Source organism: Pseudomonas sp. PVC-5-1, from assembly GCF_057444345.1.
Genome location: NZ_CM172024.1, coordinates 5,037,169 through 5,051,117 on the forward strand (window position 1 = coordinate 5,037,169; position 13,949 = coordinate 5,051,117).

A 13,949-nucleotide genomic window follows, 5' to 3' on the forward strand; every position below is an offset into this window, starting at 1 on the left:
TGTATGCTACGGCGTTCACTCTAAACGACACCGGAGTGCCGGACGCAGCGAGGTTCCGCTGCCTGGAACAAGGTCTCTTCCCTCTCAGCAAAAAGTAGCCATGCACGAACAATACACGCCCCGTGATATCGAAGCCGCCGCCCAGAAGTTCTGGGACGAGCAACAATCGTTCGCTGTTACCGAACAGCCAGGCAAGGACACCTACTACTGCCTGTCGATGTTCCCGTACCCGAGCGGCAAGCTACACATGGGCCACGTGCGCAACTACACCATCGGTGACGTGATTGCCCGCTACCAGCGCATGCTGGGCAAGAACGTCCTGCAGCCGATGGGCTGGGACGCATTCGGTATGCCCGCGGAAAACGCGGCGATGAAGAACAACGTCGCCCCGGCCAAGTGGACGTACGAAAACATCGACTACATGAAGACCCAGCTCAAGAGCCTGGGCCTGGCCATCGACTGGGCACGTGAAGTCACCACCTGCAAGCCCGACTACTACCGTTGGGAGCAGTGGCTGTTCACCCGCCTGTTCGAGAAAGGCATCATCTACCGCAAGAACGGTACCGTGAACTGGGACCCGGCGGACCAGACCGTACTGGCCAACGAGCAGGTCATCGACGGCCGTGGCTGGCGTTCGGGCGCGCTGATCGAGAAGCGCGAAATCCCGATGTACTATTTCCGCATCACCGACTACGCCGACGAGCTGCTGGAAAGCCTGGACGAGCTGCCGGGCTGGCCTGAGCAGGTCAAGACCATGCAGCGCAACTGGATCGGCAAGTCGCGCGGCATGGAAGTGCAGTTCCCGTACGACTTGGCCAGCATCGGCCACGAAGGCACCCTCAAGGTCTTCACCACCCGTCCCGACACGTTGATGGGCGCCACCTACGTCGCCGTCGCCGCCGAACACCCGCTGGCCACCCAGGCCGCCCAGGGCAACCCGGCGCTGCAGGCGTTCATCGACGAGTGCAAGAGCGGCAGCGTTGCCGAAGCCGACATGGCCACCCAGGAGAAGAAGGGCATGGCCACTTCCCTGCTGGTCGAGCACCCGCTGACCGGCGAGAAGCTGCCGGTATGGGTCGCCAACTACGTGCTGATGCACTACGGCGATGGCGCCGTCATGGCCGTGCCGGCCCACGACGAGCGCGACTTCGAGTTCGCCCACAAGTACAACCTGCCGGTCAAGGCGGTGGTGCGCACCAGCGCTGGCGATGAAGTCGGCAACGAGTGGCTGGCCGCCTATGGCGAGCACGGCCAGCTGATCAACTCCGGCGAATTCGACGGCCTGGACTTCGCCGGTGCCTTCGACGCCATCGAAGCCGCCCTGATCCGCAAGGAGTTGGGCAAATCGCGTACCCAGTTCCGCCTGCGTGACTGGGGTATCAGCCGCCAGCGCTACTGGGGCTGCCCGATCCCGATCATCCACTGCCCGTCCTGCGGCGACGTACCGGTGCCGGAAGACCAGCTGCCGGTCACCCTGCCGGAGAACGTGGTGCCGGACGGTGCCGGTTCGCCACTGGCGCGCATGCCTGAATTCTACGAGTGCAGCTGCCCGAAATGCGGCACCGCGGCCAAGCGCGAAACCGACACCATGGACACCTTCGTCGAGTCGTCCTGGTACTTCGCCCGCTACGCCTCGCCGAACTACGAAGGTGGCATGGTCGACCCGAAAGCGGCCAACCACTGGCTGCCGGTCGACCAGTACATCGGCGGTATCGAGCACGCCATCCTGCACCTGCTGTACGCGCGCTTCTTCCACAAGCTGATGCGTGACGAAGGCCTGGTCACCTCGAACGAGCCGTTCAAGAACCTGCTGACCCAGGGCATGGTGGTCGCCGAAACCTACTACCGTGTGGCCAGCAACGGCGGCAAGGACTGGTTCAACCCGGCCGATGTCGAAGTCGAGCGCGATGCCAAGGCCAAGATCATTGGCGCCCGCCTGAAGACCGATGGCCTGCCGGTGGAAATCGGTGGCACCGAGAAGATGTCGAAGTCGAAGAACAACGGCGTCGACCCGCAATCGATGATCGACCAGTACGGCGCCGACACCTGCCGCCTGTTCATGATGTTCGCCTCGCCGCCCGACATGAGCCTGGAGTGGTCCGACTCCGGCGTCGAGGGCGCCAGCCGCTTCCTGCGCCGCGTCTGGCGCCTGGCCCAGGCCCATGTAGCCCAGGGCCTGCCGGGCAAGCTGGATGTCGCCGCCCTGGACGACGCGCAAAAGGTCATCCGCCGCGCCATCCACACCGCCATCAAGCAAGCCAGCACCGACGTGGGCCAGTTCCACAAGTTCAACACCGCTATCGCCCAGGTGATGACCGTGATGAACGTGCTGGAAAAGGCCCCGCAAGCCACTGAACAGGACCGTGCCCTGCTGCAGGAAGGCCTGGAGGCCGTCACCCTGCTGCTGGCGCCGATCACCCCGCACATCTCCCACGAGCTGTGGCAACAGCTGGGCCACCAGCAGGCCGTCATCGACGCCAGCTGGCCAGCCGTCGACGAGGCAGCCCTGGTACAGGACACCGTCACTCTGGTGGTGCAGGTCAACGGCAAGCTGCGTGGCCAGGTCGAAATGCCGGCCGCCGCCAGCCGCGAAGAAATCGAAGCCGCGGCGCGCAGCAACGAGAACGTCCTGCGCTTCATCGATGGCCTGACCATCCGCAAGGTCATCGTGGTTCCGGGCAAGCTGGTCAACATCGTCGCCAACTGATGGCAACGCCCGCCCGCAGGCACTGCGGGCGGGCGAACAGGCCCACAAGGGAGCAACAACATGATCAAACGCAATTTGCTGGTAATTGGCCTGGCGGTCATGCTCAGCGCCTGCGGTTTCCAGCTGCGCGGCACCGGCTCCACCGAACTGAGCGTGAAGGAAATGGACGTAAGCGCACGCAACGCCTACGGCCCGACCGTGGTCCAGCTGCGTGAAGTACTGCAGCGTAGCGGCGTCAACGTGCACGCTGGTGCACCGTACCGCCTGGTGCTGACCAACGAGCAGGAGCGCGAGCGCTCGGCGACCTACAACAGTGGCAACCGTACCGCCGAGTACGAGCTGACCACCGTGCTGAACTACAGCATCCAGGGCCTGAACAACCTGGAGCTGATGAGCGACAAGCTGGAAGTGCGCAAGATCTACTTGCGTGACGGCTCGAACATCACCGGCTCCGAGCAGGAAGCCATCCGCGCCCGCGAAGAAATGCGTCGCGACCTGGTCAACGCCATGGTCGTTCGCCTGCAGTTGCTGACCCCGTCCCAGCTGGACGAGCTGCAGCGTCAAGCCGACGAACGTGCCAAGGCCGAAGCCGCTGCGCTGGAGGCCGCTCGCCGCCAGCAGGCCGAAACGCCTCAGCAGTCGCCACTGGAAGTACCGGGCAACTAAGCCCGAGCGGGGTACCTTCGGGTACCCCACCTGTTTCCCATGAAGCTCGCTCCCGCCCAACTCAACAAGCACCTGCAAGGCGCCCTGGCACCGGTCTACGTAGTCAGCGGCGACGACCCGCTGCTGTGCCAGGAAGCCGCCGACGCCATCCGCAACGCCGCGCGCCAGCAGGGCTTCGACGAACGCCAGGTCTTCAGTGCCGACGCCAACTTCGACTGGGGCACCCTGCTCCAGGCTGGCGCCAGCCTGTCCCTGTTCGCCCAGCGCCGCCTGCTGGAATTGCGCCTGCCCTCGGGCAAGCCTGGTGACAAGGGCGCTGCTGCGCTGATGGAATACTGCGCCAACCCTGCCGAAGACACCTTGCTGCTGGTCAGCCTGCCCAAGCTCGACGGCAGCGCGCAGAAGACCAAGTGGGGCAAGGCGCTGATCGAAGGTGCCCACTGCCAGTTCATCCAGATCTGGCCGGTGGATGTGCACCAGCTGCCGCAGTGGATCAACCAGCGCCTGCAGCAGGCCGGCCTGTCGGCACAGCGTGACGCCGTCGACCTGATTGCCGCGCGCGTGGAAGGCAACCTGCTGGCGGCCGCACAGGAAATCGAAAAGCTCAAACTGCTTGCCGAGGGCAACCAGATCACCGTGGAGACCGTGCAGGCCGCCGTCGCCGACAGCGCCCGCTTCGATGTCTTCGGCCTGGTCGATGCCATTCTCAACGGCGAAGCTGCGCATGCCTTGCGTATGCTCGAAGGCTTGCGCGGTGAAGGCGTGGAGCCACCAGTGATTCTCTGGGCCCTGGCCCGAGAGCTGCGCCAACTGGCGGGGCTGGCCCAGCAGTTCAGCCAGGGTGTACCGCTGGACAAGGCCTTCAGCCAGGCCCGCCCACCGGTCTGGGACAAACGCCGGCCACTGGTCAGCAAGGCCCTGCAGCGCCTGTCGGCGCAGCGCTGGGCGCAGTTGCTGCAAGATGCCCAGCGTATCGATGCACAGATCAAGGGCCAGGCCGAGGGCTCGCCGTGGACTGGTCTGGCCCGCTTGTCGCTGCTGATGGCCGGCCAGCGCCTCACACTCCCTCCCGAGTAACTGGGGCCGCTGTGGGAGCGGGCATGCCCGCGAATCAGGCGACGCGGTGGATGGCACCGGCTTCGCCGGTGTTCGCGGGCACGCCCGATCCCACAGGGCTGCAATGCCCCCCAACATCTCGACCATATACACAATCAATTGGCCCCACCCTGCCCCAAGCCCTACAGTGCGCCGCGAAACCCACCCAACCCGGGAACCCCGCCATGAGCAAAAAGCCGAAAAAGCACGGCCCCAACAAGGCCAAGTCGATCATCGCCCAACCGCTGTTCCGCTGCCGCCAGGAACAGCCGAACAAGGGCAAAGGCAGCTACCGCCGCGAAGCCTTCCAATCGAGAGATTGGGAGGCTTCCTACTTTTTGGCTGCATGAAAGCATCGAGAGCGCAGGCATGATATGGTCGTCACCTGACCTGCAATTCTGGATCTGTGAATGCTCCTCAGTCTTCTCCCCCGCTGGAAAACCCGCCAGCTGATCGCGGCCTCCAGTTTCATCCTGCTCGTGGCCTGCGCAGAAAAGCCCACCGCCGCAGATGCCTTGCCGCTGGCCCCCGCCCAGCCCACCCCTGTGGTGACCCTGCCCGGCACTACGCCCGACACCAGCACTGAAATCCAGCCTCTGCAAACCTTCGCGCAATGGCAAGCAGGCTTTCGCCAGCAAGCCCTGCAAGCCGGCATTTCGCAGGATACGTTCGACCGCGCCTTCCTCGGCGTCACCCCCGACATGGACGTGATCAAGGCCGATCGCAGCCAGCCGGAGTTCACCCGCCCCGTATGGGAATACCTCGAAGGCGCCCTGTCGCCTCTGCGCGTGCGCAACGGCAAGAAGCTGCTGGAGCAGAACGCCGAACTGCTGACCCGCATCGAGCAAAGCTATGGTGTCGATCGCCAGGTGCTGGTCGCGGTATGGGGCATGGAAAGCAACTTCGGCCAGTTTCAGGGCAACAAGTCGGTGATCCGCTCGCTGGCTACCCTGGCCTATGAGGGCCGACGCCCGCAGTTCGCCCAGGACCAGCTGATCGCCGCGCTGCAGATCATTCAGCACGGCGACATCCAGCCTGAGGCCATGCGTGGCTCGTGGGCCGGTGCCATGGGCCAGACCCAGTTCATCCCGACCACCTACAACACCCATGCCGTGGACTTCGACGGCGATGGCCGCCGCGACATCTGGAACAGCACGGCAGACGCCTTGGCCTCGACCGCGCACTATCTGCAGAGTTCGGGCTGGAAGCCTGGCCAGCCGTGGGGCTTCGAGGTACAGGTGCCGCCTGGCTTCGATTACTGGCAGGCCGATGGCGCCCTGCGCAAGCCGGTGAGCGAGTGGCTGGCGATGGGCGTGAAACTGCCTGCCGGTACCCAGCTGCCGGTGGCTAGCAACCAGCTGTCTGCCGCACTGCTGCTGCCCGCGGGCGCGCGTGGCCCGGCGTTCCTGGTGCTGGACAACTTCCGCGCCATCCTCAAGTACAACAATTCGTCGTCCTACGCGCTGGCAGTAAGCCTGCTGGGTGATCGCTTCACGGGCTGGGGCTTCATTGCCGGCAGCTGGCCGAAAGAAGACCTGCCCCTCAGCCGCAGCGAGCGCATGGAGCTGCAGAACCTGCTGAACAGCAATGGGCACGAAGCCGGCAATGCCGATGGCATCATTGGCGCCAATACCCGCAAGGCGATCCGCAATGCCCAGCAGGGGCTGGGGTGGCCGGCGGATGGGTATCCGACCCACAAGCTGCTCGAGAGCCTGCGTCAGCAGTGAGCATTTTGGGGCCGCTGCGCGGCCCATCGCGACACTAGGCCGCTCCTACAAGCGATCGCGAACCATCGGGGTAACGCGGTCTCCTGTAGGAGCGGCCTTGTGTCGCGATGGGCTGCAAAGCAGCCCCGGCAATCTCAAGCCTTGAACAAATCCTGCTCCAACACCAATGTCTGCCTCCCGCTATCCAGCATTACCCGAGCCCCCAACGGCAAGCACACATTCGGGTCACAATGCCCACTGCGCCATCCGGCCAGCACCGGCACACCCAGCGGCGCGAAGATATCCTTCAGCAGGGGCGTCAACGCCGCAGTGGTAATCCCGGCAAAGTCCCCCACCAGCACACCCTTCACCCCCTCCAGCTTGCCCGCCAGGCGCAGTTGGGTCAGCAAGCGATCCACCCGGTACAGCGGCTCGTTGACGTCCTCGATGAACAGGATGCAGCCCTGCGTATCCAGCTCGGCAATCGTTCCCAGGGTCGCGCCCAGCATCGACAGGTTGCCGCCCAGCAGCGGCCCGCTGGCCACCCCATGCAGCACGCTGCTCAATGCGAAGTCAGCAGGGTGCACGATCTGCTCCCCTGCCCGCACATGCCCACCCAGCTGCGCCAGCAACGAAGTCTCGGTTGGCGGCAACTTGGCCCCCAGCAGGTCGGCATTGAGCATCCCGCCATGGAAGGTGAGCAGCCCGGTATGCCGGTAGATCGCCGTGTGCAGCGCGGTTATGTCGCTGTAACCGATCAGTGGCTTGGGGTTGCGCCGGATCAGTTCGAAATCGAGCTGGTCGAGCAGGCGCATGCTGCCGTACCCCCCACGCATGCACAGAATGGCGTCGATGGCCGGGTCGGCAAAGGCATCATGCAGGTCCTGTAACCGCTGCCGGTCCGGCCCCGCCAGATAGCCCTGGGCCTGAAGGGCACCCGGGTAGATGCGGCAACTGTAGCCTCTATCAACGAACCACTGGTTGACCTTGTGCGTATCCAGCCGCGCCGCGCCCGCCGGGGCGACAATGGCAAAACAGGCATCACGCGGCAGCGCGGCTGGCAGGCTGGGTTGGAAGGTTTCGGCGCAATTCATCGCGGCTCCTTGCAGCGCGTGTGGCACAAACAAAAATGCCGATGCGGCCCTTCGGCGCGCATCGGCATGCGTGGCTCTGTGCTTGGCTCAGAGCTTGATCTTGGCTTCGTGAGCCTGCTGGTCAGCGTGGTACGAAGAACGCACCAACGGGCCGGAAGCGACGTTCTTGAAGCCCATCTTGTAACCTTCCTCGGCGAACCAGGCGAAGGTGTCCGGGTGAACGAAACGCTGCACCGGCAGGTGGCTGCGCGACGGCTGCAGATACTGGCCGAGGGTGAGCATGTCGATGTCATGCTCGCGCATGCGGTGCATCACTTCGATCACTTCCTCGTCGGTCTCGCCCAAGCCGAGCATCAGGCCCGACTTGGTCGGTACGTGCGGCACCAACTGCTTGAACTTCTGCAGCAGGTCCAGCGACCAGTCGTAGTCCGAACCCGGGCGCGCGGCCTTGTACAGGCGCGGTACGGTCTCGAGGTTATGGTTGAACACATCCGGCGGCTCTTGCGCGGTGATCTCCAGGGCAATATCCATGCGCCCACGGTAGTCCGGCACCAGGGTTTCCAGCTGTACGCCCGGCGACAGCGCACGGATTTCGCGGATGCAGTCGGCAAAGTGCTGGGCACCACCGTCACGCAGGTCGTCGCGGTCCACCGAGGTGATCACCACGTACTTCAGGCGCAGGTCGGCGATGGCGATGGCCAGGTTCTTCGGCTCGTCCAGGTCCAGCGGTTTCGGCCGGCCGTGGCCAACGTCGCAGAACGGGCAACGACGGGTGCAGATGTCACCCATGATCATGAAGGTGGCGGTACCACCGGAGAAGCACTCGCCCAGGTTCGGGCAGGATGCCTCTTCGCATACGCTGTGCAGCTTGTGCTTGCGCAGCAGCTGCTTGATGCGGTCTACCTCGGGCGACACCGGGATACGCACGCGGATCCAGTCGGGCTTCTTCGGCAGCTCTTCGGTGGGGATGATCTTCACAGGGATGCGCGCCACCTTTTCGGCACCACGCAGCTTGACCCCGGCTTCCACCTTCTTCGGCGCTGGGCGCGGGGTGGCATCCTGGGTCGGTGTCAGGTTCGGCACGGCTTCTTGCACAGTTGTCATATTCAGTCGATTCCGCCCGTGAGGGTCGTCTGCTCAGCGTAGTCGAGGTGCTTGACCAGCTGTCCGCGCAGCCTTGTCCTGACCTCGTCGAGTTCGATCGGGCCTGCCAGGTCGCGCAGCTGGGTCATCGCCAGCCCCGCATAGCCGCAGGGGTTGATTCGGCGGAATGGCGCGAGGTCCATGTCCACGTTCAGGGCAAGGCCGTGGAACGAACGGCCGTTGCGGATTCGCAGGCCGAGGGAGGCGATTTTCGCTCCGTCGACATAGACGCCCGGGGCATCGGGCTTGGCCGCGGCCTGGACATCGTAACTGGCGAGCAGGTCGATGAGGGTCTGCTCGATACGGCTGACCAGCTCACGCACGCCAAAGCCCAGCCGGCGCACATCCAGCAGCAGGTAGGCCACCAGCTGCCCGGGGCCATGGTAGGTCACCTGGCCACCGCGATCGGTCTGCACTACCGGGATGTCGCCCGGCACCAGCAGGTGCTCGGCCTTGCCGGCCTGGCCCTGGGTGAAGACCGCGGGGTGCTCGACCAGCCAGACTTCATCCTGGCTGTCCGGGCTGCGCTGCTCGGTGAAGCGACGCATGGCCTCCAGCACCGGTTCGTAGGGCTGCAGGCCAAGCTCGCGAAAACCGAGGCAGGCGGACATCAGAGCACCATTTTCACGATGCCGGTAGCGCGCAGGGCGCTGTTGATATCGTGCAGCTGGTTCTCGCTTTCGGCAACGATGTGCAATTGCACGGTGGTGTACTTGCCTTCCTTGCTCTGGCGCTCGGCCAGGGTGGAAAGGTCGACCTTCGCGTGCTTGCTCAGGATCTCGATCACCGTGTCCTTGAAGCCGACAACGGTGTCACCGATGACCTTGATCGGGTAATCGTCGCAGGGGAATTCGATCTTGTGCGACTTGACGTCTGGTTCGCTCATGGCGGAAACGGCCTCGTAAGCCGTGGCAACAACAACGCCCCCGCAGGATACGCGGGGGCATGCAGGTCACGTATCAGTTGAACAACCCGTAGAAGAATAGACGGATGCTATCCCACATACGGCGGAAGAAACCACCTTCCTCGACGCCATCGAGGGCGATCAGGTCGGCGCTGTGAACCACTTTCTCGTCCAGTTTGACTTCCACTTTGCCGATCACGTCACCTTTGGCGATTGGCGCGGTGAGCTGCGGGTTCATGGTCATCGAAGCCTGCAGGCGCTTCAATTGGCCTTTAGGCATAGTCAGGGTCAGGTCGTTGGCCAGGCCAGCTTTCACTTCGCCAGTCGCGCCCTTCCAGACCGGCGACTTGGTCAGCTCGGTACCCTTCTGGTAGAAGGTCTGGGTTTCGAAGAAGCGGAAGCCATAGGTCAGCAGCTTCTGGGTCTCGGCAGCACGCGACTGCTCGCTGTTGGTGCCGAAGACCACGGCGATCAGGCGCTGGCCATCGCGAACGGCCGAAGCCACCATGCAGTAGCCGGCTTCGTCAGTGTGGCCGGTCTTCAGGCCGTCGACAGTCTTGTCACGCCACAGCAGCAGGTTGCGGTTTGGCTGCTTGATGTTGTTCCAGAAGAACTCTTTCTGCGAGTAGATGGCGTAGTGGGCCGGGTCGACGTTGATGATCGCACGGGCCAGGGTAGCCATGTCGTGGGCCGACGAGTAATGGTCCGGGTGCGGCAGGCCGGTCGGGTTCATGAAGTGGCTGTTGGCCATTCCCAGGTCGGCAGCGGTCTTGTTCATCATGTCGGCGAAGGCGTCTTCGCTGCCGGCGATGTGCTCGGCCAGGGCGACCGAGGCGTCATTGCCGGACTGGATGATGATGCCGTGCAGCAGGTCGCTGACGGTCACCTGGCTGCCCACCTTGATGAACATGCGCGAACCGCCGGTCCGCCAGGCGTTTTCGCTGACGGTAACCGGGTCGTTTTCACCGATCTGGCCGCGACGGATGTCCAGGGTGGCGATGTAGGCCGTCATCAGCTTGGTCAGGCTGGCAGGCGGCAGGCGCTCGTCACCGTTGTTCTCGACCAGCACGTTGCCGCTGGACGCATCCATGAGTACGTAGGACTTGGCTGCCAGTTGCGGTGGCGCCGGCGTCATCTGCTCAGCCGCGAAGGCGGCAGGCGTGATCATCAGCAGTACGGGCAGGCAAAGTCGTTTGGCAAGGTTGGTGATGTTCATCCGTCTCTCGAAAATCGCTAATGGTCTGATGTTCCCTGGGCAAGATCATGTGCCCAGCGCCAGTCAGTCTAGTTTTTGCGGCCGTAGGCCTGGCTCGCAATGTGCGGCTTTATGTCGCTGCGGGCAAAAGCCGACATTGTACATGCCCGCGCCCGTCAATTCATGACAAAACCGACAGTTTGGTGTTGCCTTCTTCGCGGGCGCGCCCGCTCCCACAGGGTTTCGCATGCCCTGTGGGAGCGGGCGTGCCCGCGAAGAAGGCAACGCGGTCAGTCAGCTGTGACCAGCTTGGCCTGCCCAAGGTTCGCCAGGCGGATGCTGTCCTGCGCTTGCTGGATCTCGCCCTGGCTGTTGATCGGCCCGAGGCGCACGCGGTGCAGGGTCTGCTGGTTACGCACGATCGAGCTGATGAACACTGGCGCGCTGACCATGCTGCTGAGCTTGGAGCGCAGCAGTTCGGCGGCGTCCGGGTTGGCGAAGGCACCCACCTGCAGGAAGCTGCCGCCACTGCCGGCCGGCACGTTGTTGCCGGCCACCTGCACCGGCACCACCGGCGCTGCATGCTGCTGGGGCGGCGGGGTCCATTGCTCGACGCGCCCGGTACTGGCCGGGATCGCCTGGGTCTGGGCCACCTGGGGCTCCTTGAGCACCATCGGTGGTGTCTGGCCACGCTGGGCCCACCACTGCTGCGGGTCGATACCTTCGACGCGCACGTGCGCGGTGCCAATCTCGGCATAACCGAGCTTTTTCGCCGCGGCATAGGACAAGTCGATGATGCGGTCCGAATAGAACGGCCCACGGTCGTTCACCCGCAAGATCACGCTACGCCCGTTGGCCAGGTTGGTCACCCGCACGTAGGCCGGCAGCGGCAGGGTCTTGTGCGCCGCGCTCATGCCGTACAGGTCGTACAGCTCGCCGTTGGCGGTGTTCTGGCCGTGGAACTTGGTGCCATACCACGACGCGGTACCTTCCGCGCGATAATTGCGCGAGTCCTGCATCGGGTAGTAGGTCTTGCCCAATACCGTGTACGGGTTGGCCTTGTAGTTGCCGGTGTGCACGGTTGGCGTGGCGTCGGGGATCTTGTTCACATCCACGTCCCACCACGGCGCGCCGTCCTTGTGCGCGCGGTTGATGTCCAGGCCCGGCTGGGTGCGCACCACGTTGCCACTGCTTTGCTGGGGCGGGCGGTTGGACGAACAGCTGGCCAGCACCACGCCCACGGCGAGGCAGGTGAGCAGCTTGAAAGACTTGCCAGAGATGATTGCGCGCATTACTTGACGCCCCGTGCTTGAACCAGCTGTTCCGATAGCTGATGCACCGCCATGGCATACATCACGCTGCGGTTGTAGCGAGTGATCGCGTAGAAGTTCTTCAGGCCCATCCAGTACTCGGGGCCATTGTCGCCCTCGAGACGAAAGGCGGTAACCGGCAGATCATCGCGCAACGAATCATGGACCGACCAGCCAAACGTGCGCAACTCCCCAACGGTTTTTACCGGCTCGATGCCGGTGGTCAGGCCTTCGTCGGCGCGCCCACCGTCCACCCAGGCGCGGCTGACCACACCTTCGCCGGCCACCCAGCCGTGGCGCTTGAAGTAGCTGGCCACGCTGCCAATGGCATCGTCCGGGTTGTTCCAGATATTGATGTGGCCGTCGCCGTCGAAGTCCACCGCGAAGTTGCGGAAGCTGCTCGGCATGAACTGCGGCAGGCCCATTGCACCAGCGTAGGAGCCTTTGAGCGTCAGCGGGTCGAGCTGTTCCTCACGGGCCAGCAGCAGGAATTCGCGCAGCTCCTTGCGGAAGAACTCCGCCCGTGGCGGGTAGTCGAAGCCCAAGGTCGACAAGGCATCGATCACCCGGTAGTTACCGGTGTTGCGGCCAAAGAAGGTTTCCACGCCGATGATGGCAACGATGTACTGCGCCGGCACGCCATATTCCTGCTCGGCACGGGCCAGCACCGCCTCGTGCTGGCGCCAGAAGTCCACACCGCGGGCAATACGCGCGTCAGTGATGAACATCGGCCTGTAGTCCTTCCACGGCTTTACCCGTTCGGCCGGGCGCGAAATGGCGTCGAGGATCGACTGTTTGCGCTGCACCTCCGCGAACACACCCATCAGCTGCTCAGGGGCAAAGCCATAGTCGCGGCTCATTTCGCCAACGAACTGGGCCACCTGCGGCGAGCCCTGATAATCGCCGGCATGGGCCAGCTGTACAGCGCCGAACAGGCCCACCGCGCCGATCCACGGCGCACAACGGGCAGCCCAGTTACGCACTGCTTGCATGAAATTCTTCACCTTATTCAAACCTGAGCGATCCATTTGCGGTGCGTGTGGATCGACATCAGAACGCCAAACGCTGACAGCAGCGTCACCAACGAAGTTCCGCCATAGCTGATGAAGGGCAGCGGCACGCCCACCACGGGCAGAAGGCCGCTGACCATACCGATATTGACGAACACGTACACAAAGAAGGTCATGGTCAGGCTGCCCGCCAGCAGCTTGCCGAACAGAGTCTGCGCCTGGGCAGTGATCATCAGGCCACGGCCGATCAGCAGCAGGTAGACGATCAGCAGCAGGCAGATGCCGACCAGGCCGAATTCCTCGCCGAGCACGGCGATGATGAAGTCTGTGTGGCTTTCCGGCAGGAAATCCAGGTGCGACTGGGTGCCGAGCAGCCAGCCCTTGCCGAACACACCGCCCGAGCCGATCGCCGCCTTCGACTGGATGATGTTCCAGCCAGTGCCCAACGGGTCGCTTTCCGGGTCGAGGAAGGTCAGTACCCGTTGCTTCTGGTAGTCATGCATGACGAAGAACCACATCGCCACCGCCACTGGCACCGCAGCCGCCAGTACGCTGAGGATCCAGCGCCAGCGCAGGCCGCCCATGAACAGCACGAAAGCCCCGGAGGCGAGGATCAGCAGCGCCGTACCCAGGTCGGGCTGGCGCACGATCAGGATGAACGGCACGCCGATCAGCACCAGGCTGATCGCCACATGCTTCAGATGCGGCGGCAACGTGCGCTTGGACAGGTACCAGGCGATGGTCGCCGGCATGATGATCTTCATGAACTCCGAGGGCTGGAAGCGGATCACCCCGGGGATGTTGATCCAGCGCGTGGCGCCCATGGCGTTGTGGCCCATCACGTCCACCACCACCAGCAACAGCACCCCGGCCAGGTAGGCCAGCGGCACCCAGCGAGCCATGAAGCGCGGCTCCAGCTGGGCGATGATGAACATCGACACCAGGCCGATGCCGAACGAGGTGGCCTGCTTGAGTAGCAGGTCCCAGTTCTTGCCACTGGCCGAATACAGGACGAACAGGCTACCGGCCGCTAGGGTCAGCAGAATGATCAGCAAAGGGCCGTCGACGTGGATGCGCTGCAGAAAGCTGGCGCGCCGACGCATCACATCCTCGCTGGAG

Annotated in this window: 13 protein-coding genes; 5 read left to right on the forward strand and 8 right to left on the reverse strand. The window is 63.9% G+C overall.

Annotated elements, in window-relative coordinates:
- Nucleotides 1–100 precede the first annotated feature (100 nt).
- The 5 genes from leuS (at nucleotide 101) to AC2T3R_RS23070 (ending at nucleotide 6,195) form a co-directional block, all read left to right on the forward strand.
- The gene (leuS, locus tag AC2T3R_RS23050) at nucleotides 101–2,707 is read left to right on the forward strand and encodes a leucine--tRNA ligase (RefSeq protein ID WP_410952218.1); all 2,607 of its coding nucleotides are present in this window, start codon (nucleotides 101–103) and stop codon (nucleotides 2,705–2,707) included.
- Between the two features lie 60 nt (nucleotides 2,708–2,767).
- On the forward strand, nucleotides 2,768–3,373 hold the full coding sequence (locus AC2T3R_RS23055) for an LPS-assembly lipoprotein LptE (RefSeq protein ID WP_397460248.1): 606 nt from the start codon (nucleotides 2,768–2,770) through the stop codon (nucleotides 3,371–3,373).
- Between the two features lie 39 nt (nucleotides 3,374–3,412).
- The gene (gene holA, locus AC2T3R_RS23060) at nucleotides 3,413–4,450 is read left to right on the forward strand and encodes a DNA polymerase III subunit delta (protein WP_039613557.1); all 1,038 of its coding nucleotides are present in this window, start codon (nucleotides 3,413–3,415) and stop codon (nucleotides 4,448–4,450) included.
- Between the two features lie 203 nt (nucleotides 4,451–4,653).
- A complete protein-coding gene (gene arfA, locus AC2T3R_RS23065; RefSeq protein WP_003257578.1) occupies nucleotides 4,654–4,818 on the forward strand; it encodes an alternative ribosome rescue factor ArfA in 165 nt (54 codons plus the stop codon).
- 60 nt (nucleotides 4,819–4,878) lie between these two features.
- Nucleotides 4,879–6,195 carry a lytic murein transglycosylase gene (locus AC2T3R_RS23070; RefSeq protein ID WP_486744314.1) on the forward strand — a complete coding sequence of 439 codons (1,317 nt, stop codon included), beginning with the start codon at nucleotides 4,879–4,881 and terminating at the stop codon, nucleotides 6,193–6,195.
- A 134-nt stretch (nucleotides 6,196–6,329) separates the two neighbouring features.
- Here the strand turns inward: AC2T3R_RS23070 and AC2T3R_RS23075 are convergent, their stop codons facing one another.
- From AC2T3R_RS23075 to rodA, 8 genes are all read right to left on the reverse strand, one after another.
- The gene (locus tag AC2T3R_RS23075) at nucleotides 6,330–7,268 is read right to left on the reverse strand and encodes a S66 peptidase family protein (protein ID WP_189121385.1); all 939 of its coding nucleotides are present in this window, start codon (nucleotides 7,266–7,268) and stop codon (nucleotides 6,330–6,332) included.
- Nucleotides 7,269–7,355: 87 nt separating this feature from the next.
- Entirely contained in the window at nucleotides 7,356–8,372 is a 1,017-nt protein-coding gene (gene lipA / locus AC2T3R_RS23080; protein ID WP_023662353.1) for a lipoyl synthase, read from the reverse strand.
- A 2-nt stretch (nucleotides 8,373–8,374) separates the two neighbouring features.
- The gene (gene lipB, locus AC2T3R_RS23085; protein ID WP_013974352.1) at nucleotides 8,375–9,022 is read right to left on the reverse strand and encodes a lipoyl(octanoyl) transferase LipB; all 648 of its coding nucleotides are present in this window, start codon (nucleotides 9,020–9,022) and stop codon (nucleotides 8,375–8,377) included.
- Nucleotides 9,022–9,297, reverse strand: a complete 276-nt coding sequence (locus AC2T3R_RS23090) for a DUF493 domain-containing protein (RefSeq protein ID WP_003249736.1) — start codon at nucleotides 9,295–9,297, stop codon at nucleotides 9,022–9,024. Before AC2T3R_RS23090 ends, lipB begins: the two co-directional genes overlap by 1 nt.
- Before the next feature lie 73 nt (nucleotides 9,298–9,370).
- Entirely contained in the window at nucleotides 9,371–10,531 is a 1,161-nt protein-coding gene (locus AC2T3R_RS23095) for a D-alanyl-D-alanine carboxypeptidase family protein (protein WP_013974353.1), read from the reverse strand.
- Nucleotides 10,532–10,800: 269 nt separating this feature from the next.
- The gene (locus AC2T3R_RS23100; RefSeq protein ID WP_013974354.1) at nucleotides 10,801–11,802 is read right to left on the reverse strand and encodes a septal ring lytic transglycosylase RlpA family protein; all 1,002 of its coding nucleotides are present in this window, start codon (nucleotides 11,800–11,802) and stop codon (nucleotides 10,801–10,803) included.
- Nucleotides 11,802–12,812, reverse strand: a complete 1,011-nt coding sequence (gene mltB / locus AC2T3R_RS23105) for a lytic murein transglycosylase B (protein WP_486744315.1) — start codon at nucleotides 12,810–12,812, stop codon at nucleotides 11,802–11,804. Before mltB ends, AC2T3R_RS23100 begins: the two co-directional genes overlap by 1 nt.
- 17 nt (nucleotides 12,813–12,829) lie before the next feature.
- The gene (rodA, locus tag AC2T3R_RS23110) at nucleotides 12,830–13,933 is read right to left on the reverse strand and encodes a rod shape-determining protein RodA (protein ID WP_015271941.1); all 1,104 of its coding nucleotides are present in this window, start codon (nucleotides 13,931–13,933) and stop codon (nucleotides 12,830–12,832) included.
- Nucleotides 13,934–13,949: the final 16 nt, after the last annotated feature.